The organism is Sphaerisporangium sp. NPDC004334 (genome assembly GCF_053602655.1).
In genome coordinates this window covers 146,763-169,836 of the sequence record NZ_JBSGDZ010000006.1, presented here as the reverse complement: position 1 = coordinate 169,836, position 23,074 = coordinate 146,763, and the positions used below count along the sequence as shown (strand labels likewise).

General features: G+C 72.0%; 17 protein-coding genes. 9 read left to right on the top strand and 8 right to left on the bottom strand.

Features of this window, described 5'->3' with window-relative positions; all coding sequences use genetic code 11:
- The first annotated feature begins 11 nt into the window (after positions 1–11).
- Positions 12–707: an IS3 family transposase gene (locus ACWEN6_RS09295; protein WP_452569742.1), complete on the top strand. Its 696-nt coding sequence runs from the start codon at positions 12–14 to the stop codon at positions 705–707.
- 117 nt (positions 708–824) lie between these two features.
- Here the strand turns inward: ACWEN6_RS09295 and ACWEN6_RS09290 are convergent, their stop codons facing one another.
- The 5 genes from ACWEN6_RS09290 to aceB are packed head-to-tail and all read right to left on the bottom strand — an operon-like array spanning position 825 to position 7,245.
- The gene (locus tag ACWEN6_RS09290) at positions 825–1,565 is read right to left on the bottom strand and encodes an IclR family transcriptional regulator (protein WP_452569741.1); all 741 of its coding nucleotides are present in this window, start codon (positions 1,563–1,565) and stop codon (positions 825–827) included.
- Positions 1,562–2,821, bottom strand: a complete 1,260-nt coding sequence (locus ACWEN6_RS09285) for a (Fe-S)-binding protein (RefSeq protein ID WP_452569740.1) — start codon at positions 2,819–2,821, stop codon at positions 1,562–1,564. Before ACWEN6_RS09285 ends, ACWEN6_RS09290 begins: the two co-directional genes overlap by 4 nt.
- 13 nt (positions 2,822–2,834) lie before the next feature.
- Entirely contained in the window at positions 2,835–4,178 is a 1,344-nt protein-coding gene (locus tag ACWEN6_RS09280; protein WP_452569739.1) for an FAD-binding oxidoreductase, read from the bottom strand.
- Positions 4,178–5,653 (bottom strand): FAD-linked oxidase C-terminal domain-containing protein, encoded by a 1,476-nt coding sequence (locus ACWEN6_RS09275; RefSeq protein WP_452569738.1) that lies wholly within the window; start codon positions 5,651–5,653, stop codon positions 4,178–4,180. The genes ACWEN6_RS09280 and ACWEN6_RS09275 overlap by 1 nt, the downstream gene beginning before the upstream one ends.
- Entirely contained in the window at positions 5,650–7,245 is a 1,596-nt protein-coding gene (aceB, locus tag ACWEN6_RS09270; protein ID WP_452569737.1) for a malate synthase A, read from the bottom strand. Before aceB ends, ACWEN6_RS09275 begins: the two co-directional genes overlap by 4 nt.
- 158 nt (positions 7,246–7,403) lie before the next feature.
- On the opposite strand from aceB, the gene ACWEN6_RS09265 reads away from it, so the two are divergent.
- The 7 genes from ACWEN6_RS09265 (at position 7,404) to ACWEN6_RS09235 (ending at position 18,295) form a co-directional block, all read left to right on the top strand.
- Positions 7,404–8,159 (top strand): DUF4097 family beta strand repeat-containing protein, encoded by a 756-nt coding sequence (locus ACWEN6_RS09265; RefSeq protein WP_452569736.1) that lies wholly within the window; start codon positions 7,404–7,406, stop codon positions 8,157–8,159.
- A gap of 179 nt (positions 8,160–8,338) precedes the next feature.
- Positions 8,339–9,745 carry a GTPase HflX gene (gene hflX / locus ACWEN6_RS09260; protein ID WP_354915410.1) on the top strand — a complete coding sequence of 469 codons (1,407 nt, stop codon included), beginning with the start codon at positions 8,339–8,341 and terminating at the stop codon, positions 9,743–9,745.
- 816 nt (positions 9,746–10,561) lie between these two features.
- Complete coding sequence (locus ACWEN6_RS09255; protein WP_354915407.1) at positions 10,562–11,770, top strand: amidohydrolase family protein; 1,209 nt, start codon at positions 10,562–10,564, stop codon at positions 11,768–11,770.
- Positions 11,771–12,165: 395 nt separating this feature from the next.
- Complete coding sequence (locus tag ACWEN6_RS09250; protein ID WP_452569735.1) at positions 12,166–13,020, top strand: DegV family protein; 855 nt, start codon at positions 12,166–12,168, stop codon at positions 13,018–13,020.
- Between the two features lie 261 nt (positions 13,021–13,281).
- Positions 13,282–14,076, top strand: a complete 795-nt coding sequence (locus ACWEN6_RS09245) for a TIGR03086 family metal-binding protein (protein ID WP_452569734.1) — start codon at positions 13,282–13,284, stop codon at positions 14,074–14,076.
- A gap of 449 nt (positions 14,077–14,525) precedes the next feature.
- Complete coding sequence (locus ACWEN6_RS09240) at positions 14,526–15,665, top strand: helix-hairpin-helix domain-containing protein (RefSeq protein WP_452569733.1); 1,140 nt, start codon at positions 14,526–14,528, stop codon at positions 15,663–15,665.
- Between the two features lie 488 nt (positions 15,666–16,153).
- Positions 16,154–18,295: a ComEC/Rec2 family competence protein gene (locus tag ACWEN6_RS09235; RefSeq protein WP_452569732.1), complete on the top strand. Its 2,142-nt coding sequence runs from the start codon at positions 16,154–16,156 to the stop codon at positions 18,293–18,295.
- Positions 18,296–19,073: 778 nt separating this feature from the next.
- Here the strand turns inward: ACWEN6_RS09235 and ACWEN6_RS09230 are convergent.
- Positions 19,074–19,718 carry a hypothetical protein gene (locus tag ACWEN6_RS09230; protein WP_452569731.1) on the bottom strand — a complete coding sequence of 215 codons (645 nt, stop codon included), beginning with the start codon at positions 19,716–19,718 and terminating at the stop codon, positions 19,074–19,076.
- Positions 19,719–20,133: 415 nt separating this feature from the next.
- On the opposite strand from ACWEN6_RS09230, the gene holA reads away from it, so the two are divergent.
- Positions 20,134–21,102: a DNA polymerase III subunit delta gene (gene holA / locus ACWEN6_RS09225; protein ID WP_452569730.1), complete on the top strand. Its 969-nt coding sequence runs from the start codon at positions 20,134–20,136 to the stop codon at positions 21,100–21,102.
- Between the two features lie 23 nt (positions 21,103–21,125).
- On the opposite strand, the gene ACWEN6_RS09220 is transcribed toward holA, so the two are convergent.
- Positions 21,126–22,067 (bottom strand): ABC transporter ATP-binding protein, encoded by a 942-nt coding sequence (locus ACWEN6_RS09220; protein WP_452569729.1) that lies wholly within the window; start codon positions 22,065–22,067, stop codon positions 21,126–21,128.
- Positions 22,064–23,044, bottom strand: a complete 981-nt coding sequence (locus ACWEN6_RS09215) for an ABC transporter ATP-binding protein (RefSeq protein WP_452569728.1) — start codon at positions 23,042–23,044, stop codon at positions 22,064–22,066. Before ACWEN6_RS09215 ends, ACWEN6_RS09220 begins: the two co-directional genes overlap by 4 nt.
- Positions 23,045–23,074 lie beyond the last annotated feature (30 nt).

Here is a 23,074-nt window from a genome sequence, read left to right as displayed (position 1 = left end):
GGGATGCACGCGTGCGCGCCCTGGGACGCCCCGCAGGCACTCAGCAGAAGAAGATCACACCGCCCATGCCCCCTCCGCACCCCCCCGAGTTGCGCCGCCGTGCGGTCGAACTCGCGCGCCGAGGTGACATATCGCTCCTGCGGCTCGCGAAAGAGCTCGGCATCAGCCGCTCGTGTCTTCGGACATGGCTGAAACGGGACGCCGCCGAGCAGAGGTCCGGCGCCGGGGATCAGCCGGCCCGCGAGGTCAGGAAAGAGCTCGCCGAGCTCCGCGGCCGCAACAAGCGGCTGGAGACGGAGAACGACGTTCTCAGGCGGGCGGTCGAACTGGCCCTGGGAGAGCGTTCCCCCAAGGTGGTCTACTCGCTGATCCGTAAGCTCGCCGACGGCCGTGTCCCGGTCGCGGTGGCCTGCCGGCTGCTCCGGGTGTCGACATCGGGCTATTACGACTGGCTCGGGCGTCCGGAGCCGCCGCGCGCCCTCCGGGACAAGGAACTCACCGAGATGATCCGGCGGATACACGCCGACTCCGACGGCACCTACGGCTCGCCGCGCGTCCACGCGAAACTACGGTCGGATCTGGGGGAAGAGGTCAGCCGCAAGCGCGTCGAACGGCTCATGCGCGAAGCCGGCCTGCGGGGCGCCCACGGCTCGCCCTCGTCCTCGTCCGCGGCCCGCGCTCGTCCCGGGCCCCGCCCCTCAGCATGACGCGCCAGGCGCCCGGACGAGCCAGCCCCGGACGGCCCAGCCCCGGACGGCCCAGCCCCGGACGACCCAGCCCCGGACGACACCGCCCCGGACGACCCAGCCCCGGACGGCCCGGTGTCAGTGGGCCGGGAAGATCTCGCGCCCGAAGTCGGCGGCGATCTCGCGCATGCCTTCGGCCAGCTCCTCGCGGTCCAGCGCCTCGATGCGCTCCACCGGTCCCGAGATCGACATGCCCGCGATCACCCGGCTCCCGTCCCGCACCGGCACCGCCAGGCAGTGGACGCCGAGCTCCTCCTCGCCGAAGTCCATCGCGTACCCCCGCGACCGCACGGCGTCCAGCTCGGCCAGCACCGCCTCGACCGTCGTCATCGTGTGCTCGGTCCGGCGGGGCAGGCCCGTGCGCGCCAGGATGCCGGCCGCGTCCGGCCGGTCGGCGAGCAGCACCTTGCCGACGGCGGTGCTGTGCGGCAGGACCCGCCTGCCCACCTCGGCGAACATCCGCAGCCGCCGCGGGGAGGCCGCCTGGGCCACGTACACCACGAAGTCGCCCTCCAGCACCGCGAGGTTGGCCGTCTCGCCGGACAGCGCCACCAGCTTCGCAAGGTACGGCTGCGCCCACACGCCGACCATGCGCTCGGCCGCTCCGCCCAGCCGCATCAGCGCGCCGCCCAGCGCGTACCGGCGGTCGGACTCCTGCCGGACGTATCCCCGGCTCAGTAGCGCCTGCAGCAACCGGTGGATCGTCCCGTAGGGCAGCCCCGTGCGGGCCGCGATCTCCGACAGCCCCGCCTCCCCGCCCTGGTCGGCCAGCGCCTCCAGCACGTCCAGGGCGCGGTCGACGCTCTGGACCGTGCTCATCGCGCCCGGCCGAGGGTCACGGGGGACAGGCCGCGCAGGGAGGCGTCGAGGAGTTCGGCGGTGTGGGCGACGCGGATGTGCTCGCCTCGCCGGCGGGCGGCGGCGGCGATCTGCATGGTGCAGCCGGGGTTGGCAGAGACCAGCAGGTCGGCGCCGACGCCGAGCACCCGCGCGGCCTTGCGGTCGCCCAGTTCGCGCGCCGCGACCGGCTGGAACAGGTTGTAGGTTCCGGCGGAGCCGCAGCACATCGCCGCGTCCGGGATCTCCCGCAGCCGCAGCCCCGGGACGGCCGCCAGCAGCGCCCTGGGCTGCGCGCGGATGCCCTGGGCGTGCGCCAGATGGCAGGCGTCGTGGTAGGCGACCGTGATCGGCAGCGGGTGCCGTTCGGCGATCGGGCCGAGCTCGGCCAGGTACTCGGCCAGGTCGGCGAACCGCAGGGCCCGCGCCCGGGCGGCCCACGCGGGATCGTCGGCGAGCAGGTCGGCGTACTCCTTGGTGCTGGACCCGCACCCGGCGGCGTTGACGACGACCGTGCCGACGCCCGCCCGCTCGAAGGCCTCGATCGTCCGGCGGGCGAACCTCGCCGCCTCCTCGGGACGTCCGGAGTGCACCGACAGCGCGCCACAGCATCCCTGACCTTGCGGGATGATCACGTCGCAGCCCTCCATCGCCAGGACGCGCGCCGTGGCGGCGTTGACGCCGGGGAAGAACTCGCCCTGGACGCATCCGGTGAGCAGTCCGACGGTCGCCCGGCGCTCGCCGCGCGCGGCCACCCGTCGCGGCAGCCGTGCCCGGTGGCGTGGGACGGGCGGCGCGAGCTCGGCCATGGCGGCCAGCCGGGGGTCGATCCGTTCGAGCAGGGGGCGCAGCCGCGGCGTGAGGCTCCGGCTCAGCCGCAGCGGCAGGCGCAGCGCCCGCAGCCGCCGCGGGTAGGGGAACAGCGCGAACACGAGCGCGCGGAACGCCCGGTCGGCCGGCGGACGGTGGTGCGCCCGCTCCACCTCGGCCCGCGTGGACTCGATCAGCCGATCGTACTTGACCCCCGAGGGACAGGCGGTGACGCACGCCATGCACCCCAGGCACGCGTCGAAGTGGCCGGCCATCTCAGGGGTGATCGGGGTGCCCTCGACGTGCTGCTTCATCAGATGGATGCGTCCGCGCGGGGAGTCCATCTCCTCGCCCCACAGCTCGTAGGTGGGGCAGGTGGGCAGGCAGAACCCGCAGTGCACACAGTCGTTGATCAACTCGGGGTTCATCACCGTCGGCTCCTCACGCGCGTTCCCCGCTCCCGGCCCCGGGCGGTGGCCCGCCGGTGGGCAGGCGGCCCGGTGACAGGCGGCCGCCGGGATCGAAGCGTTCCTTGACCCGCCGCATGAGCGTGGCGGCCCCGGCCGGGCCCCAGCGGTCGAGCCGGTCGGCCGCGTCCGCCGGTGCGGTCCACACCACCAGTCTGCCGCCGTGCGCGGCCAGGTCGGAACGCAGAACCGACACGAACGTCCCCGCGCGGGCGGGGGCGGCGTCGGAAGGCAGGGCCAGGTGGAGAACGGCGGAGGCGGCCGACCCGCGCACGTGCACCGGCAGGTCGCCGGCTTCCCGGGCCGCGCGGGCCACCGCGGCCAGCGCGGGAACGGCGAACGCGGGCCGGACGCGCAGCTCCAGCAGGAACTCCTCCCCGGGCAGCCGGCCCCACCAGGAGGGCGGCTCGGAGGCGACCGGGGCGCCGCCCAGCAGCTCGGAGGCGACCGGGGCGCCGCCCAGCAGCTCGGAGGCGACCGGGGCGCCGCCCAGCAGCTCGCCGGCGGCCTTGGCGCGCTCGCCGGCCGCGACGCCCTCGAACAGCGCGGCGACGGTCAGCGGGCCGTCCGCGCAGGGCCGGTCGATCTCCACGGCGCTCGGCTCGGTCTGGGACCCGGCGAGGGCCGCGAGGTCGGGGAGCGCGTCCAGCCCGGGGACGGTGACGCCGATCCAGGCGCGCGCGGCCGGCAGCGGGTGGAGGCGGACGGTGGCCTCGGTGATGACGCCCAGCGTGCCCAGGGAGCCGGTGAACAGCTTGCCCAGGTCGTAACCCGCGACGTTCTTGACGACCTTGCCGCCCGAGTGGGCGACGGTGCCGTCGGCGAGCACGACGGTGATGCCGATCAGCAGGTCGCGCGCGGTGCCGTACCGCAGGCGGCGGGGGCCGGCGGTGGCGGCGGCGAGCGTGCCGCCGACGGTGGCCCCTTCGACGGGGACGTCCAGGGCGAGCTCCTGGCCCGAGGAGGCCAGCGCGCCGGCGAGCGCCTCGGTGGGCACGCCGGCCTGCACCCGCGCCACCAGGTCGCCCGCGGCGTGTTCCAGGACGCGGTCCATGCGGCGGGTGCACAGCAGCAGGTCGCACCGTTCGGGGGGCGCCCCCCAGCCGAGCTTGGTGCCCCCGCCCGTGGCGACGACGGCGAGTCCGTGCTCGGCGGCGGCCCGCATGAGCGCGGCCACCTGGCCGGTGGACTCCGGCGAGGCGATCCAGCGGGGGGCGAGGCGGCCGAGGCCGGGCGCGCGGGCGGCCGCGTCGTCAGGGGTGGCGGCGCGGACCTCCGCGCCGCTCGCGGCCAGGGCCTCCTCGGGGGGAAGGGGCATCAGAACAGCTCCGCCTCTCCGGAGGCCACCAGGGGATGCACGCCCTTGCGCACGCCCGGGGCCTCGCCGCACAGCCGTGGGGTGGGGAAGATCTTGCCGGGGTTGGACAGGTTCTTCGGGTCGAAGGCGCAGCGGACGAGCTGCATGGTGTCCAGATCATCCGCCGTGAACATCTTCGGCATGTACCGGGATTTGTCCACCCCGACGCCGTGTTCCCCGGTGATCGACCCGCCGTGCTCGATGCACAGGTCGAGGATCTCGCCCGACACCAGCTCGGCCCGCTCGCCCGCGCCCTCCTCGGCGTCGTCGAACAGCACCAGCGGGTGCAGGTTGCCGTCCCCGGCGTGGAAGACGTTGGCGACCCGGATGCCGTGCCGCCGCGACAGCCGCTCGATGCCCGCGAGCACCTCGGGCAGGGCGGTGCGCGGCACGACCCCGTCCTGCACCAGGTAGGCGGGGCTGATGCGCCCCACGGCCGCGAACGCCGACCTGCGTCCCCGCCAGATGGCGGCGCGCTCGGCCGGGTCGTCGGCGACGCGCAGTTCGAAGGCGCCGGTGTCGCGGCAGATGGCCTCGACCTGCGCGAACTGGTGGGAGACCTCCGGGGCGGGGCCGTCCAGCTCGACGATGAGCACCGCGCCCGCCCCCGCGGGGTAGCCGCACCGCACCGCCGCCTCGGCGGCCTCGATGGCCAGGGCGTCCATCATCTCGATGGCCGCGGGGACGATGCCGGCGCCGATGATGGACGACACCGCCTGGCCGCCCTCCTCGACGGTGGCGAAGGCGGCCAGCAGCGTGGTCACCGTCTCGGGGACCCGCGACAGCCGTACGGTGATCTTGGTGGCGATGCCCAGCGTGCCCTCGGAGCCGATGAAGGCCCCGAGCAGGTCGTAGCCGGGGTCCATCGCGTCCAGCTCCACGATCTCGCCGTCCGGGGCGACCAGCTCGACCGCCAGGACGTGGTTGACCGTGAAGCCGTACTTCAGGCAGTGCGCGCCGCCGGAGTTCTCCGCGACGTTGCCGCCGATCGAGCACACCTGCTGGCTGGAGGGGTCGGGCGCGTAGTAGTAGCCGTACGGGCGGGCCGCCTCGCTGATCGCCAGGTTGGTCACGCCAGGCTCCACCACGGCCAGGCGGTTCTCGATGTCGATCTTGATGATGCGGCGCATGCGGGAGGTCACGATGAGCACGCCGTCGGCGCGCGGCAGGGCCCCGCCGGACAGTCCGGTGCCCGAGCCGCGGGCCACGAACGGGGTGCCGGTGCGGTCGCAGAGCCCGACCACCGCCGCCACCTGCTCGGCCGTCTCGGGCAGCACGACGACGGCCGGGGTCGCGCGGTGGTAGGTCAGCCCGTCGCACTCGTAGGTGCGCAGCCGCACGGGATCGGTGATCACCCCGTCGGGCCCGAGGACGGAGGTGAGGCGGTCCACCAGGGCGCTGAGTCGGCCGGACGGCCCGGCCGGTGCCGGTGTCATGGCATCCGAGCGTACGCCGGGAGCGTGAGGAACTCGGCGAAGTCGTCGTCCAGGGCGACCTCGGTGAACAGCTCCGCCGCCTGCCCGTACAGGGCCTGGTCGAAACCGGGCTCCTGGCGGATCCTGTCCAGTTCCTCCGAGATGACCCGCTCGACCAGTTCCTTGGTCACCACCTCACCGGTGTCGGCCAGCTCGATGTCGTTGTGCACCCACTGCCAGATCTGCGAACGGGAGATCTCGGCCGTCGCGGCGTCCTCCATCAGGTTGTGGATGGCCACCGCGCCGCTGCCGGCCATCCAGGCGGCCAGGTAGCGCAGGGCAACGTCGACGTTGTTGCGCAGGCCCGCCTCGGTGATGTCGCCGGGCGTCTTGGACACCGACAGCAGATCGGCGGCCGGGACCACGACGTCCTCGCGGAGCCGGTCGAGCTGGTTCGGCCGCTCGCCAAGGACGGAGTCGAAGACCTCCTGGCAGATCGGCACCAGGTCGGGATGGGCAACCCAGGACCCGTCGAACCCGTCGCCCGACTCGCGGGTCTTGTCGGCGCGGACCTTCTCCAAGGCGACCTTGTTCACCTCGGGGTCGCGCCGGGAGGGGATGAAGGCGGCCATTCCCCCGATCGCGTGCGCGCCGCGCCGGTGGCAGGTGCGCACCAGCAGCTCGGTGTAGGCGCGCATGAACGGCGCCGTCATGGTCACCGCGTTGCGCTCGGGCAGCAGGAACTCGCGGCCGCGGGTGCGAAACTTCTTGATCACGCTGAACAGGTAGTCCCAGCGCCCGGCGTTGAGCCCCGCCGAGTGGTCGCGCAGCTCGTAGAGGATCTCCTCCATCTCGAAGGCGGCCGGATAGGTCTCGATGAGGACGGTCGCCCTGATGGTGCCGTGCGGGACGCCGAGCAGCTCCTGCGCGCGGGTGAACACGTCGTTCCAGAGCCTGGCCTCCAGGTGGGACTCCATCTTGGGCAGGTAGAAGTACGGGCCCTTGCCCTTGTCGATCTGCCGCTGCGCGCAGTGGAAGAAGTAGAGACCGAAGTCGAACAGCGAGGCCGAGAACGGCTCGCCGTCCACCAGCACGTGCTTCTCGGTCAGGTGCCAGCCGCGCGGCCGCACGACGACCGTGGCGAGCTCCTCGTCGGGCCGCAGGGCGTACCGCTTGCCGCCCGACTCGAAGTCGATGGCGCGGTCGAGCGCGTCGCGCAGGTTGAGCTGGCCGTTGACGACGTTCTCCCAGAGCGGGGAGTTGGCGTCCTCGAAGTCGGCGAGCCAGACCTTGGCGCCGGAGTTGAGGGCGTTGATGGTCATCTTCCGGTCGACCGGGCCGGTGATCTCGACGCGGCGGTCGACCAGGCCGGGGGCGGGCTCGGCCACGCGCCAGGATTCGTCCTCGCGGACGGCCTTGGTCTCGGGCAGGAAGTCCAGGGTGCCGCCCGCGGACAACTCGGCCTGGCGGGCCCGCCGGGCCTCCAGCAACTCGCGCCTGCGGCCCTCGAACTCGCGCTGGAGGGTGGCCACGAAGCGCAGTGCCTCGGGGGTGAGGATCTGGTCGAAGCGGTCCAGCGAGGGGCCGGTGATCTCAACGCCTTCCATGGCCATCCTTTCCATAATGCGGAAAAACAGTTCTAGATTGTGGAATCGACGCTACCGGGTGCCCGTCTCGGGGGTCAACGCCAGGCAACCCTGAGGGATCGCCAAGGGTTGTCTCCGGGCCTTCCCCGATGGGCCCGCACGCCCGCGGCCAGCAGTCTTGGACCATGAAGAATCCGACCTCCCCCACCGGCACCTCCCCCCGTACCCGCCCCGCACTCCTGCCGGCGAGGGCGGGACGCGTCCTTGCCGCCGGGGCCGTGCTCGGCGCCGGGCTGCTGCTCACCGGGTGCGGTGTGACCGACCTGGCCTCGCCCACCAAGAACCAGACCAACTCCTACGACGTGACCGGCAAGGCCCCCGTGCTCCGTGTCGACAGCGGCGCCGGGGACATCGAGGTGACCGAGTCCGACCGCGCCGGGTACCACGTGACCGAGAAGCTCTACTGGAAGGGCGACAAGCCTGTCACGCGGCACCCGGTCGAAGGGGACACCCTCACCCTCGACTACACCTGCCGCTCAGGGTGGAACTGTGGCGTGGACTATCTCATCGAGGTCCCGCGCGGGGTCGAGGTCAAGGTCAAGACCGGGTCGGGCGACATCACGCTGCGCTCGCTGTCCGGAGTCGTCACCGCCGACACCGGGTCCGGCACCGTCGACGCCAACGAGCTGGGCGCCAAGCAGGCGGCCGCCAAGACCGGCTCGGGGGACGTGGAACTGCGCTTCGCCGCCACGCCGGACAAGGTCGACGTCCAGACCGGCTCCGGCACCGGCACCGTGCGCGTGCCCAAGGGCGCCTACAACGTCACCGCGAGCACCGGCTCCGGCGACAAGAAGATCGACGTCACCGACGACGACTCCTCGCCGCGCACCATCGTCGTCAAGACCGGGTCGGGCGACGCCAAGGTTCTCGCCACCACCTGAGCCGCCTGCGCACGGGGAAGAGGGGCGGGGCGATAACCAGGTGAACCGCCGGGACCGGCGTGGCACCATCGGGGGAAGACAGCAGAGGGGTCCCCGTGTTGAATTAAGCGGAGCGGTCGACCGCGAGCGGTGACCCACGAGCGCTGAGGAGCGCGACCATAGCCACAGAGAAGACGTATATGTATAACGAGTCCGACGAAGATCTCGTCAACGGTGACTACGACCTCGAAGAGCGGCAGGCCCTGCGGCGTGTCGCCGGCCTCTCGACCGAGCTCGAGGACATCACCGAAGTCGAATACCGCCAGCTTCGCCTTGAGCGGGTCGTCCTGGTCGGAGTATGGACCGGCGGCACCGTCGTGGACGCCGAGAACTCCCTGGCCGAGCTGAAGCTGCTGGCCGAGACCGCCGGGTCGCAGGTCCTGGAAGGGCTCATCCAGCGGCGCCAGCGTCCCGACTCCGCCACCTACATCGGCTCGGGCAAGGCGGTCGAGCTGCGCGACATCGTGGCCTCCACCGGCGCCGACACCGTGATCTGCGACGGCGAACTGACCCCCGGTCAGCTCCGCCAGCTCGAAGAGGTCGTCAAGGTCAAGGTCATCGACCGCACGGCCCTGATCCTGGACATCTTCGCCCAGCACGCCAAGAGCCGCGAGGGCAAGGCCCAGGTCGAGCTGGCCCAGCTCAGCTACCTGCTGCCGCGCCTGCGAGGCTGGGGTGGCAACCTGTCCCGCCAGGTCGGCGGCCGGGCGGCCGGAGGCGTCGGCATCGGCGGCCGCGGCCCCGGTGAGACCAAGATCGAGCTGGACCGCCGCCGCATCCGCGAGCGCATGGCCAAGCTGCGCCGGCAGATCAGCGGCATGTCGACGGCCCGCGAGACCATGCGTTCACGCAGGTCGCGGCGCGAGGTGCCGGCGGTGGCGATCGCCGGGTACACCAACGCCGGCAAGTCGTCCCTGCTCAACCGGCTCACCGGCGCGGGGGTGCTGGTGGAGGACGCCCTGTTCGCCACGCTCGACCCCACGGTCCGGCGCGCCCGCACGCCCGATGGCAGGCTGTTCACGCTGGCCGACACCGTCGGGTTCGTCCGGCACCTACCGCACCAGCTCGTCGAAGCCTTCCGGTCCACGCTGGAGGAGGTCGGCGACGCCGATCTGATCCTGCACGTCGTGGACGGCTCGCACCCCGATCCGGAGTCCCAGATCGCCGCGGTGCGCGAGGTCCTCGCCGACATCGACGGGGTGGGCGACATCCCCGAGATCGTGGTGGTCAACAAGTCCGACGCCGCCGACCCGGTGGTGCTGGCCCGGCTGGCCACGCGGGAGCGCCACAGCGTGGTCGTCTCCGCCCGCACCGGCGCGGGCATGGACGAGCTGATGGCCGTGATCGAGCGCGAGCTGCCCCGGCTCGACCACGAGGTGCACGTGCTGGTCCCCTACGAGCGCGGCGACCTCATCGCCCGCGCCCACAAGGAGGGCGAGGTGCACTCGGTCCACCACACGGGGGACGGCACCATCCTGCACGCCCACGTGCCGGCCGGCCTGCACGCCGAGCTGGAGCGCACCGCCAAGCCGGTCGAAACCGTCTGATCCCGGCCGGGGCTCTGTCCCCGGCCGGGATTCCCGGCCGCAGGTAGGGCGTGGAATGGGAGCGGCCCGGCCCGCTGCGCGCGGTGGCCGGCTCCGTCCGTTCTCGCGTGATTCCGCCCGGTGCGGAGATCGTGCTGCTATTCTGTTGAAAGGTTAACGATAGCCGTGAACGGCTCTCGATGGCCTGCGGCGGAGGCTCGATGAGCCGGGTCGGCGTGCCGGGGAGGGCTTGGCGCGGCGTTCGCTCGGAGGCTTCGTGCGGCGATCGCAGATCGTCCCGTCGTCCGGGGGGAGACGGGAGTCCCGGCTTGATGTCGTGATGAAGTATCCGAAAAGGTACAGAAGCGCGACGCGGGAGAGAAACTTCGCAAAGGCGCAGGAAGGTGCCTGTGGCCCGCGGGGCTTGATTATTGCTACGATATGGGCACCCTGACAAGACATTCTGGCGCTGGTTTCGCATGATGACGCGTGTGACTGCTGCTACAGCAGGGGCTAGGTCGGCACCAGGCGTTCCCGGGGACGGATTACTGACATGCCGGGGTGCAGAGGGCCTCGACGCGCCGCAGGGGAGACGAACCGCCGTTCTTCTCAATAACCCTGTACAGCGAGCCGACCTGTGAAATAACGTAACTGAACTGAAATCGCCCGGCCAAGATCCGGACGATACCGTCATCGCACACCAGTGCGGATGAGATCAGGAGACCCCCCAATGACGTCCGGAAACGGAGCGGACCCAGCGGGCGTGGCGCCCGGCACCACCTGGGCTCCGGCGGCGTTCCCGGATGCTTCCACGGCCCTGGGCCGGGCGGTGATGCCATGACGGTCAGGCTTCTCACGAACATCGGCCGGCTCTGGACCGGCAACGACGTCTGCAGCAACGCCGCGATCCTCGTTCACAACGACCGCATCGCATGGGTCGGCCGTGCCGCCGATCTGCCGCAGAGCGTGCCCGGTGTCGTGGACGACATCACGGACGTCGATCACGTCGAGAACCTCGGCGGATCCCTGGTGACGCCGGGGCTCATCGACGCGCACACCCACCCGGTGTACGCGGGCAACCGCTACGCCGAGCTGGCCATGCGCTCGGGCGGCTCCACGCCGAGCGCGATCACCGCGGCGGGCGGCGGCATCGGTTCCACGGTGACCGTGACCCGCGGCACCGACCCGTGGACGCTCTGCAACGGCGTCCGCGAGCGCCTGCGCGACTGGATCCTCAACGGCACCACCACCGTCGAGGCCAAGACCGGCTACCACCTCACCCGCGACGGCGAGCTGGCCGACGTGCGACTGCTGCGCGAGCTCGAGAAAGAGCCGATGATGCCGCGGGTGCACGTCACCTTCCTCGCGGCCCACGTGGTGCCGCCCGAGTACTTCGGCCGCCAGCGCGACTACGTCGAGGCCGTCGGCTCCTGGTGCGCCGATGCCGCGGCGGCGGGCGCCGACAGCGTCGACGTCTACTGCGACGACGGCCACTTCACCACCGACGAGGCCCGCTGGGTGCTCGCCTCCGGCCGCAACGTCGGCCTGCTGCCGCGCATCCACGCCGGCGCCCACAAGCGCCGCGGCGCCGTCCAGCTCGCCGCCGAACTCGGCTGCGCGTCGGCCGACCTGCTGCACAACACCACCGACGAGGACATCGCGCTTCTCGCGCGCTACGGCGTCCCCGCGGTCGTGTGCCCCGGAACGGCCCTCCAGCAGGGCAACCTGCCTCCGGTCCGCCGGATGCTCGCCCAGGGTGTCACGGTGGCCCTCGGCAGCGACCACAACCCCGGCCACTGCGGCATCACCTCGATGTCGCTGGTGATCAGCCTGGCGGTGGCCGCGTTCGGCATCAGCGTCGGCGACGCCCTCCGCGCCGCCACGCTCGGCGGCGCGACCGTCCTGGGCGCTCCCGACCGCGGTGTGCTCACCCCGGGCCGCCTGGCCGACATCGTCCAGTGGGACGCCGACCACGAGGGCGCCTTCGCCTGGGGTTTCGGCCTCAAACCCCGCCGCGTCTGGCGCGGCGGCACCCCCGTCCAGTAGCCCCGGCCCCGCGCTCGACCCGCGGGCCCCGGCCCGGCGCCCCAGGTCGTAGTGGGACGGCCGCCACCGACGGTCCAACGCGCCGCCCAGCCATCGCAGAGGCCGTCCAACGACGCCACGGCGCACCGGGCCATCGCAGGGTCCTCTCTCGCCGGCCTGGCGTACCCAGCCGTCACAAGGGGCGTCCAGCGGCGGTCTGGCGGGATCGGCCCATCGCGGGGTCCTCTCTTGGCGACCTGGCGCCCTGGCGTACCCAGCCATCGCAGAGGGCGTCCAGCGACGGTACGGCGCATCCGGCCGTCGCGGGGTGTCCTCTCTTGGCGGCCTGGGGTGCCGGTCGTCGCAAGGTGGCCTCCACCGGCGGTGAGTGGTGTGGCGGCGGGTAACCTTCGGTCATGTCGCAAGCGGTCACCGTGGTCACCGATTCCACGGCCTACCTCGACGCCGAGGAGATCCGGCGCTTCGGCGTCACCGTGATCCCGCTTCAGGTGGTCGTGGGAGGCCGCGCGCTCGACGACGTGGCCGAGATCGACGCCGAGGGCGTCGCCGGAGCGCTCAGCCAGTGGTCGCCGGTCTCGACGTCCCGCCCGGCGCCGCAACGCTTCGCCGACGCGTACGAACTGGCCGCGGCCCAGGGCGCGACCGGCGTGGTGTCGGTCCACCTTTCCGCTGAGATGTCCGGCACGGTGGAGTCGGCCCGCATCGCGGCCGCCGACGCCATCATCCCGGTCGAAGTCGTGGACAGCGGGTCGCTCGCCATGGGGCTCGGCTTCCCGGTGCTCGCCGCGGCGTGGAAGGCCCGCCAGGGCGGCACGCGCACCGAGGTCGCGCAGGCCGCCAGGGCGTGCGCCGAGGCCACCAAGAGCTTCTTCTACGTGGACACCCTCGAACACCTGCGCAGGGGAGGCCGCATCGGTGCCGCCGCCAACCTCCTCGGCTCTGCCCTGTCGATCAAGCCACTGCTGCACATCACCCAGGGCACCATCGCCCCCCTCGAGAAGGTGCGCACCTCCGGCAGGGCCATCGCGCGGCTCGAGGATCTGGCCGTCCGCGCCGCGGGCGACGATCCGGTGGACGTGGCCGTCCACCACCTCGTCGCCGCAGGCCGCGCCGGCACGCTCGCCGACCACCTCGCCAAACGCATCCCGGCCCTCGGTCGGTTGCGGGTGGTGGAGGTCGGTGCGGCCGTCGGCGTCCACGTCGGCCCCGGCATGCTCGGCATCACCATAGCCCCCGCCCTCACCACCTGACCTCCCCACGCACGGCCCGCCGCCCAGGGCCCACGGCCCACGGCCCTGGCGTGCCCCCCATTGCTTGCCGCTCCGGGGCCACCGGGCAGGGCCTGCATCCCATGGCCTCTGGGAGGGACTTTCTCCGACCGCCGGACCGGCTCGCGCCTCCGGGTAGCCGTACTCGGTCAGCGGGTTGGTCGCCCGCTAGGGCAGGTGGTCGATCAACGGGAGAACCCCGGGAGGTGGTGAGGAAGCCGTCTTCACCGGCCCGAGGTCTTCATGGCGCACGCTGATGCCCGGCCGGACGTCAATCGCCGCACCGCTGCGGGCAGCGGGAATGGCCGGCATTCGATCATCGTGTCGCTGGTGGCGCCAGCGGTGAAGTTGAATGGTCAAAGCCCAGGGTCCCGCGCTGCGAGGTCTGATTCCTGCCAGCGCCGGTTCTGGCGCGTCAGCAGACTCGTCCTCGTGAAGCACGCATTCGACGGGATCGTCGACCGTTTCGTTCTGGCCAGTGGGGAGTTCGAGCGGAGGCTGCGGGCGGTAAGGCTTGAGCAGTGGCGCCTGCCCACGCCCTGCACCGACTGGAGTGTCCGTCAGCTCGTCGGTCACATGGCGGGGGGCAACCTCAACTATGTGGGCCTGTTGCGAGGCGGCACGAAGGAGGAGTTCCTGCGGCTGCGTGAAGCCGATGTCCTGGGTGACGATCCGGTCGGCGCCTACATCCGGTCGGTGGGGGAGTGCGCGCGGGCGTTCGCCCGGCAGGGCGCCCTCGACCGGGTGCTCGATTACCCGCTGGGGCAGGTGACCGGTGCACAGGCGCTCGCCGTACGCACGGCGGACACCGTGATCCACACCTGGGATCTCGCTCGCTCCGTCGAGGCGGACGACGTCCTGGACGCCGGCCTCGTGGCGTGGGTCGATGACCATCTCGCCGAGATCTACGCCGGTCTGGCCGAGACTCCCGTCAGTGACCACACGACCCACCGGTTCTTCGCCGCTCCCGATGGCGCGCCCGACCCCACCGCGTCGCGGCAGGCCCGGCTGCTGAACATCATGGGCCGACGCCCCTGACCTCGCCGCCAGCCTTCTGACCTCCGGTTCGCCGCACCTTTATCGCTCCCTCGTGTTGTGCCACAAAGGCGCCGGTCCGCGGAAATTGTGCGCTGACGTTCCTCGTTGGTCTCTCATTCGAGTCACGCGAAGGCCGTTCTCATTTCACGACGCCACGCTGACCACCAGCGGAAACGCATACACCACCTCCGTGGACGTAACCCGCACCTAAGTGGACGCAAGCCTGCTCGGCTCTCTCCAGCCGGCCGGCCGGCCGCACCCAATATGCGGCTTCATCCACCTCATCAGATCTGTCTGCGGTCGTGGCGGCGGCCTTGCTCCGGCGCATTTTCGTGTCCTCCGGTAACTCGTGTTGTCTGTGACTCGCTCCCGGGCATTGCCCGAGGCTCTATCCACAGAATGCCGTTCGTGTCGGATGGCCGGCCGCGAGGCGGCCTAACGTCGCCCACGTGAGATCAGCGGACCGGTTACTGCGCAGCGACGTCGGCGAGTCGCGCCTGCATGCTCTCAGCCCCCTCGGCCGGCGATGCCCGCACCCGTCCCCGCCGTCTCACGACGACCATGCCGAGCCCGAGCAGTACGACGCCCCCGGAAGGAGCAGCGTGAGCCCGCCGCCCCACATCGGTGAATCCCCGCACGGCGCGGCTCCGCACGGTGCGGCCGCGCAGGGTGAGGCCGCGCAGGGTGAGGCCGCTCCGGCCGGGCGCGTGCGCTCCGAGCCGTTGCCGGCTCTGACGTCGCGCGCCCGGCTGGCGGGGCTGATCACCGAGTACGGGGCGAGGTTCGACCTCGGCCGTCCGGGCGTCCGGGTGCTGCTCGTGCTCGGCCTTCTGGCGGCCCTGGTCGCGGGCGTCTACGCATGGCGTTCCCGCCCGCAAGTCGAGCCGCTCAGCCCTCCGATGCCATCCGGGGCCCTGCCGGCCGTCGACTCCATGTCCGGTGCCCCTCCGGCCGTGACGGCCGCGTCCGATCTTCGGCCTGCGGGAAGCTCCAAGCCCGGTGCCCCGCTCACCGGGGTTCCCGTGCCCGGCGCTTCCTCAGCAGCAGGCTCCATGTCGGGTGCTTCGTCCGCCGGGAGTTCCGCGTCCGGCGCTCTCCCCGCTCTGACCTCCACGTCCGGTGCGGCGCTGGGTGGTCCCTCCACAGGGGCCGGGGCGGCCGTCCAGGTGCTCGTCCATGTGATCGGGAAGGTGCGCAAGCCCGGCGTCGTCGCCCTTCCCAGCGGTTCCCGGGTGGCCGACGCCCTCGCGGCGGCGGGAGGCGTCCGGGCCGGCTCGACGACCGGTGAGCTCAACCTCGCTCGCAGGCTCGTGGACGGAGAGCAGATCGTGGTCGGCCGTCCCCACGGCGCCGGGGGCCTTCCCGTCCAGCCCGTCGATCCCGCCGTCGTTCCCGGCATGCCGGTGGACCTCAACACCGCGACCGCCGGCCAGTTGGAAGACCTGCCAGGAGTCGGGGAGGTCCTCGCCGGCCGCATCATCGACTTCCGGCAGAGCCATGCCGGTTTCCAGAGCGTCGACCAGCTCCGTCAGATCACCGGCATCGGCGACCGCAAGTTCGCCGAACTGCGCGACAAGGTGCGCGTATGACCGCCTTCCGCCGCTGCGCGGAACCACGCGAGATGGTGTCCGCTCCCGCAGAACCACGCGAGCACGAAAGTTCGGCTGACCATCGGAAGGCACGGTCGGTGGCACGGGCGTGGCAGGCCTGGAACTCCGCGCTGTGGGTGGCGCGTGAGCACGAGAGTTCGGCCGGCCATAGGGCGTCCCGGTGGGGGGTGTGGGGGTGGGCGGCGTGGTGCTCGGCGCTGCGAAGGGTGCCTGGGGATGAGAGGTCGGCTGGGCAGGGGGAGTGGCGGTTGGCGGTGCCGACGTTGGCGGCGTGGGGGACCGCTTGTGCGCTTCTGCGATGTCCGGCCTCGGTCGGTCTCGGCGTGGCCTGCGCTGCCCTGATGCTGCTGGTGGTGGTCATCGTCGCCGGTCGTCGCCCGTCCGCCGCCCTGCGCGCTGCGGCCGGCAGAGGCGGTGAGACGCCAGGGAGGGGGAGGTGGCGCAGATGGACGTACACGCTCGTTGGCGTGCTCGGGTGCGTGGCCGCCGTCTCGGGGTCGGTCGCCTTCCGGGTCCATGCGGTGACCTCCGGGCCGGTCGCCGATCTCGCCCGGAAGCGGGCGGTGGTCACGGTCGAGATGTCGCTGACGGCCGACCCCCGCGTCCTGCCCGGCCGGCGAGGGCTGGTACGCCGCGAACGGGTCATCGTCGAGGGCTCCGTCGAGCGGGTGGAAGCCTTCGGCATGCGTCTCACCACGTCGGCGCCGGTGGTGGTGTTCGCTGAGGGAACGGCGCAGTGGGCGTCCCTGTTGCCGAGTCAGCGGGTCCGCGTCCACGGCAGGCTCGGTCCCGCGGACGACGAGGTCTTGACGGCCGCCGTCATCCTCGCCGGCAGGCCGCCGGAGGTGCTCAGCGGCCCGTCGCCGCCGCAGCGGGCCGCAGCGGCTCTACGTGACGGGCTGAGGCAGGCTTGCGCCGTCCTGCCCCCGGCCGAGCGCGGACTCCTCCCGGGGCTGGTCGTCGGCGACGTGTCCCTCCTGGACCAGCAGGTGAGGCACGATCTCAAAACGGCGGGCCTGAGCCACCTGACGGCCGTCTCCGGAGCCAACCTGGCCATCGTGGCGGGGATGGTGCTCGCGGTCGGGCGCGTCGCCGGGCTGCCGCTGGCGGTGAGGGCGGTGCTCACCATCGTCGCCATGGTCGGCTTCGCCGTGGTCGCCCGCCCTTCGCCGAGCGTGCTGCGGGCGCTGGTCATGGGCTCGGTGGCCGCCGTCGCGCTCGGCACCGGACGCGCCGGAGACGGTGTCACCGCGCTGTCGGCGGCCGTGCTCGGGCTGGTCATGTTCGACCCGGCGCTCGCCGCCGAGTACGGCTTCGCGCTGTCGGTCCTCGCCACCGGAGGCATCCTGACGCTCGCGCCCCGATGGCGCGAGCGCATGTCCCGGCGGATGCCACGCTGGGCGGCCGAGGCGATAGCGGTGCCCTGCGCGGCTCAGGCCGCGGTCACCCCGCTGCTGGTGCTGATGGCGGGGGAGCTCGAACCGGTCGCCATCCCGGCCAACCTGCTCGCCGGGCCGGCGGTGGCCCCGGCGACGGTCCTGGGGTTCGCGGCGTCCATCGTGGCGCCCGCCCACCTGGAGACCGCGCGATGGCTCGTCCGCCCAGCCGGGTACGCCGTCGGCTGGATCATCCTGGTGGCCCGCCAGGTGGCCGGCGTCCCGGCGGCCGCCATTCCGTGGCCCGGCGGGGTGATCGGCCTGCTCCTGCTCGTCGTCCTGGCCGTGGTGGGGTGGGTGGTGCTGCGCCGGGCGGCTCTGCGGCTGGTGGCGTGCGCCGTCGCCGTGGGCCTGGCGGTCGCCTTGATCTTCGTCCGTCCGGCCGTCGCGCCCTGGCCGCCGCGAGGGTGGCTCATGGTGAGCTGCGACATCGGCCAGGGAGACGCACTCGTGCTGTCGGCGGGGGCAGGCAGGGCCGTGGTGGTAGACGCCGGGCCCGACCCGGTCACCGTCGACCATTGCCTGCGCACGCTGGGCGTCGAACAGGTGCCCTTGGTGATCCTCACCCATCCGCACCTCGACCACGTGGGAGGGCTCGACGGGGTGTTCCGCGGCAGAAGGGTCGGTGCCGTGGTCGTCAGTCCGGGACATGAGCCTCATCAGGAGAGCGCGCGGGTGTCCGCCGACCTCGGCCGTCGGCACGTGCCCGAGTGGGCGGCCTCGCCGGGCATGAGCTGGCGTCTCGGGCCGGTCGAGTTGCGCATCGTCGGACCGGCGCCGGAGGCGATGTCGGCGGGTCCCGGCGAGGGCTCGATGGCCAACAACGCCAGCATCGTCGTCCACGCGCGATGGGCGTCCGGGTCGGCCCTGCTGTCCGGGGACGTCGAGATCGAGGCGCAGGCCGAGTTGTTACGCCAGGGCCTTCCCAGGGTCGACATCCTCAAGGTGCCCCACCACGGGTCGGCACGCCAGGATCCCGCCTTCCTCGCCGCCACGGGCGCCCGGGCGGCGTTGATCAGCGTCGGCGCGGACAACGACTACGGACACCCCGCGCCGGTGACGATGCGCCGCCTGCACGACCTCGGCATGCGCGTCTACCGCACCGACCAGCACGGCGACGTGGCGGTGATCTCCGACGCCGGACACCTGGCGATCGTCACCCACGGCCGTTGAGACGATCGTCTTTCGCCGTCGTTCAGACCCGATCGTCATCCGGGGCCGTTTGTCCGCGGCCGTTTGAAGGTGGCGCGCCGGGCTTCTTCGCGGCCGGGCGCGGTGTCGGCGAGCGGAGCCTGGGTGGTCATTGGGCGTCTTCGACGACCGCTGCTGGAATGGCGGTCAGCGGAGTGCGGTGGTGTGTTCGGTGTGGAACTCGGTGTCGAGGTCGGCGGCATACACCGAACGACGGCAGGGAGCGCATCGGTACAGGATGGGACCCTCGTCGAGCATCGCTCCGCAGCGAGGACAGCTGTGACGGCGCTTGTTCATGGTGGAATTCACCTCCTCTTCCGTTGTCCGTTGCTACCAACTTGCCCGACACTACCTGCAGTTGGATTGCTGATGACTTGCAGCGTTACCGCTGGTACAGCCGTGAGTCGTGGGATCCAGGCTTTGCCGGAACATGGGAAATCGCCGGTTGGGCCTCTTGCTCGTGTGCGGTGGCCCATCCCTCCGGCGATCCTTCTCCCTATCGTGGGACCGATGGCGCCGGTTCACGCCGATCGAGCAGGGCCTTACGCAGGCTGCGGCGTGTTCCGCATCGTGGGCGGTGGTGCCGGTTCGCGTCAGTTCGAGCAGGGTGTTACGCGGGCTCAGGCGTGTTCCGTACCGTGGGCGGTGGCGCGGGCTCGCGTCAGTTCGAGCAGGGTGTTACGCGGGCTCAGGCGTATTCCGCATCGTGGGGCCGGTGGCGTCGGCTCGCTTCAAGTTCGAGGAGGGCGTTACGCCGGGCTCAGGCGTATTCCGCTCGCGGTGTCGGCTGCTGACTCCGCCTGAGCCGGGCCGCGCCAAGAACGTTCAGGCCCACGCCCCAGATCAGCAGGACCGCGACCCACTGCGTCCATGTGAGCGGGTTCATGTGGCCGGAGAGCAGATTGCGAAGGGTGGCGTACGGGGTGAACGCCTGGGCGGGGCGGAGGAAGTCGACGGCGCCCAGCACCCACCACAGGCCCATCGGCGCGAGGGTGGCGAGGCACGCGATCACCGGCGAGCGAACCAGCAGACCCAGCCCGGTGCCCACCAGCTGGCCGACGATCTGCACCAGAACGCTCCCCGCGGTGACGGTGCCGGCGTTGAGCCACGGATCCGCGGCAGAACCGGACGAAGCCACCGCGAGCGCCAGGGCGCAGACCACCAGGCCGAACACACCGACGGCAGCGGCCAGCAGTGTCGCCGCCAGCAAGGACGGCAGGGGACGGGCCGTACCAGGCGCCTTCCACAGGTCGCCGGCCAGCAGCACGCCGAGGAACGGCACCGTGACCGACATCAGGCTCTGCACCGGCTCGATGATCGTGGCGAACGTCCGATCCGCGGGAGGCAGTGTCATGCTCAGCCCCACGGTGGCCAGCAGGCCCACGACCAGGGTGATCGCGAGCAACCACCGTCGGGGCCGTGTTCCGGCGGAGCGCCGGAGCGCGGTGCCGATCGCCTCGCCTAAGCCGGGGTACGTACCCTCACCGTTCACGGACCGCCCTCCGAGGTTCGCCTTTCCTGGTCGTCTCTTTCACATGATTTCCTGCGTGATCGCTGAAGTCACTAGTTGACCCGGCGAGGGAGTGCAACCTGAAGCTGAACTCGATGACGCACGCCGATTCTGTGCCGGCCGAACCGATCGGCGCGGCGGAGATTCCCGTCTGATCCTTCTTTTCCGCCGTTCGCGGACACTTGGGCGGGCAGGTTTCCAGGCCGCCGTCATCGGCCGGAAGGTCTTAATCCGGTCGCCCGTGCGGGGGCCGGCCGGGTGGTCTCCGGTCGGTTGCCGCTGGGGCTCGCGGGCGTGGGATGCTGCTCGCATGGCGACGCAACCAGCACTCGTGACCCTCGTCGTCGGAGATGAGGAGCTGCTCGCCGACCGGGCCGTGGCGTCGGTCGTCGCGGCCGCGCGGGCGGACGACCCCGAGGCCAAGGTCCACGACCTGTTCGGCGGCAAGGTCGAGCCGGGGGAGCTGACCAGGCTCACCTCCCCGTCCCTGTTCGGCGACCGGGCCGTCGTCGTGTTCCGATCCGCGCAGGATCTGGGCAAGGACGTCATCGCCGAGATCGTCACCTACACCAAGAACCCGTCCGAGGACGCCGTGGTCGTCCTGGTGCATCCAGGCGGGGTGAAGGGGAAGGCCCTGGTCGAAGGGGTCAAGAAGGCCGGTGCGGCCGTCGTCACCGTCACCAAGATCACCAAGCCCGGCGAGCGGCTCGACTTCGTCAAGAACGAGATCAGGCACGCCGGGCGCACCATCAGCGCCGACGCCGCCCAGGCGCTGCTCGACGCGGTGGGCAACGACCTGCGCGAGCTCGCCGCGGCCTGCGGGCAGCTCGCGTTCGACACCCCCGGCAAGGCGATCGACGAGGCGGCCGTCGCGCGGTACCACCGAGGGCGGGCCGAGGTCAGCGGTTTCACGGTCGCCGACAAGGCGGTCGAGGGGCGGCTGGGCGAGGCGTTGGAACAACTTCGGTGGGCGCTCGCCACCGGAGTGGCCCCCGTGCTGATCGTCAGCGCGCTGGCCGGCGGGGTACGGTCGCTGGCCAAGGTGGGCGGCGCTCCGCGCAACCTGCGCGGCGGGCAGCTGGCGAGCCATCTCGGCATGCCTCCCTGGAAGATCGACCGCGTGAAGCGCCAGCTCAACGGGTGGGGCCCGGAGGGGCTCGCCCGCGCCGTACAGGCCGTCGCCACCGCGGACGAACAGGTGAAAGGCGGCGGCACCGACCCCGCTTACGCGCTGGAGCGAACGGTGCAGCTAATCGTCGCCAGCCGCACCGGCCGCTGACCGACCACGGCCCCCTGGGAGGTTCAGGCCGGGGTGGGGATGGGGGTGGGGGTGATGAAGGCGCCGTCGTGGAGATGGAGGACTCGGTCGGCGAGGGTGATGAGGGCCGGGTCGTGCGTGGCGACCAGAGCGGTCACTCCTTCGCTGCGGACCAGGGCGCGCAGCAGTTGCATGATCTGGCGGCCGGTCTGCGAGTCGAGCTGGCCGGTCGGCTCGTCGGCGATCAGCAGCTTGGGACGGTTCGCCAGCGCCCGCGCGATCGCCACGCGCTGCTGCTGACCGCCGGACAGCTCGTAGGGCCGCTGGTTCCGGTGCTTCTCGAGACCGACCAGCGACAGCAGCATGCGCACCCGCTCGTCGCGTTCGGCGGCCGGGACGCGGGACAGCCGCATGGGCACGCCGACGTTCTCCGCCGCCGACAGGACGGGGATCAGGCCGAACGACTGGAACACGAAGCCGATGACGTCCCGGCGCAGCTCCAGCAGTCCTGATTCGGCCAGTTCGGTGACGGTGCGCCCGGCGACGACGACGCGTCCGCCGTCGGGGCGGTCCAGGCCGCCGATCTGGTTGAGCAGAGTCGTCTTGCCCGATCCGGAGCGTCCCCTGATCGCGATCAGCTCGCCCGGGTAGGCCTCGAAGGAGACCTCGTCCAGGGCCACGACTTCCTTGGGACCGCTGTTGTAGACCTTGCGCAGCCCTCGGACGAGGACGAGCGCCTCCGACGTGCGGCCGTCGGTCGCCGCCTCGCCCGTGTGGCCGCTCGGCGGGTGGTCTGTGTGGGGGGTGGCCCGCTGGGCCGGTGGCGCCTCGGGGGCGCGGGCGGGTTCGGCGGCGGGTTCCGGCGAGGGGTGGTCGCCGGTGCCGTGGGCGCCGCCCTCGTGGAGGGGCGCGCCGGCGTCGTGGCGGGGGGCCCGGCCACCGGGGGTGGCGTCGTGGGGGGCGGGGTCGTTCGGCTGGGTGGTCATTCGGAGTCCCCCGGTTGTGGCTTGTCCGGCCATACGCCGATGTGGTCGCGTTCGAGTTCCAGGCGTACGCGGCGCTCCATGTCCAGGGCGTTGGTGAAGTCCCTGGGGAGCTGCAGGCGCCCCACCCGGTCGAGGACCGCGTACTCCTCGGCGATGATCTTGCCGTCCGAGGAGGCGCGGCGGAGCGTCTCGCTGCTGGTCCGCCCGTCGCGGATGCCCACCGTCCGGTCGACCTGCTCCGACACCAGCGCGTCGTGGGTGACGATGACGGCGGTGACGCCGAGCTCCCGGTTGGCCCGGCGCAACGCGGCGAAGACCTGTTCGGAGTTCTCGGTGTCCAGCTCGCCGGTGGGCTCGTCGGCCAGGATGACCTGTGGGGAGTTGGACAGGGCGACGGCGATGGCCACCCGCTGCTGCTCTCCTCCGGACATCTCCGTCGGCTTGCGGTCGGCGCAGTAGGCCACGCCGAGCAGTTCGAGCAGCTCGTCGGCGCGCGCCGCGCCCGCGCGCCTGCCGCCGAGCCGCATGGGCAGCCGCACGTTCTCCCGGGCGGTCAGGTAGGGCAGAAGGTTGCGCGCCGTCTGCTGCCAGATGAAGCCGACGATCTCTCGCCGGTAGCGCAGGCGGTCCTTGGCGGTCATGGACAGCAGGTCGGTGCCGGCCACCCGTGCGACGCCCGCGGTGGGGACGTCCAGCCCGGACAGCACGTTGAGCAGCGTGGACTTGCCCGAGCCGGACGCGCCCACGATGGCGATCAGCTCGCCCTGCTCGATGAGAAGGTCGAGCCCCTGCAGGGCGACCACCTCGACGCCCTCGGTCTTGTAGATGCGCACGAGGTTGTCGCACAGGATGTGCGCGTGCTCGCCGAACGCGGGCCCGGCCTTGCCGGCCTGTTCCTCCAGCTCCGACAGCGTCGGGGTGTCCAACGTGCCGGCGCTGTCCATGCTGCCGGTGTTCACTGCGCCCGGTGTGTTCACTGTGCCTCCCCGGTGGGCGGTGTCGGTGTG

Excerpts from the sequence above, each read along its gene's own strand:
- ACWEN6_RS09290 (WP_452569741.1), bottom strand. The coding sequence starts at position 1,565 with ATGAGCACGGTCCAGAGCGTCGACCGCGCCCTGGACGTGCTGGAGGCG.
- ACWEN6_RS09285 (WP_452569740.1), bottom strand. The coding sequence starts at position 2,821 with ATGAACCCCGAGTTGATCAACGACTGTGTGCACTGCGGGTTCTGCCTG.
- ACWEN6_RS09280 (WP_452569739.1), bottom strand. The coding sequence starts at position 4,178 with ATGCCCCTTCCCCCCGAGGAGGCCCTGGCCGCGAGCGGCGCGGAGGTC.
- ACWEN6_RS09275 (WP_452569738.1), bottom strand. The coding sequence starts at position 5,653 with ATGACACCGGCACCGGCCGGGCCGTCCGGCCGACTCAGCGCCCTGGTG.
- aceB (WP_452569737.1), bottom strand. The coding sequence starts at position 7,245 with ATGGCCATGGAAGGCGTTGAGATCACCGGCCCCTCGCTGGACCGCTTC.
- ACWEN6_RS09265 (WP_452569736.1), top strand. The coding sequence starts at position 7,404 with ATGAAGAATCCGACCTCCCCCACCGGCACCTCCCCCCGTACCCGCCCC.
- hflX (WP_354915410.1), top strand. The coding sequence starts at position 8,339 with ATGTATAACGAGTCCGACGAAGATCTCGTCAACGGTGACTACGACCTC.
- ACWEN6_RS09255 (WP_354915407.1), top strand. The coding sequence starts at position 10,562 with ATGACGGTCAGGCTTCTCACGAACATCGGCCGGCTCTGGACCGGCAAC.
- ACWEN6_RS09250 (WP_452569735.1), top strand. The coding sequence starts at position 12,166 with ATGTCGCAAGCGGTCACCGTGGTCACCGATTCCACGGCCTACCTCGAC.
- ACWEN6_RS09245 (WP_452569734.1), top strand. The coding sequence starts at position 13,282 with ATGGCGCACGCTGATGCCCGGCCGGACGTCAATCGCCGCACCGCTGCG.
- holA (WP_452569730.1), top strand. The coding sequence starts at position 20,134 with ATGGCGACGCAACCAGCACTCGTGACCCTCGTCGTCGGAGATGAGGAG.
- ACWEN6_RS09220 (WP_452569729.1), bottom strand. The coding sequence starts at position 22,067 with ATGACCACCCAGCCGAACGACCCCGCCCCCCACGACGCCACCCCCGGT.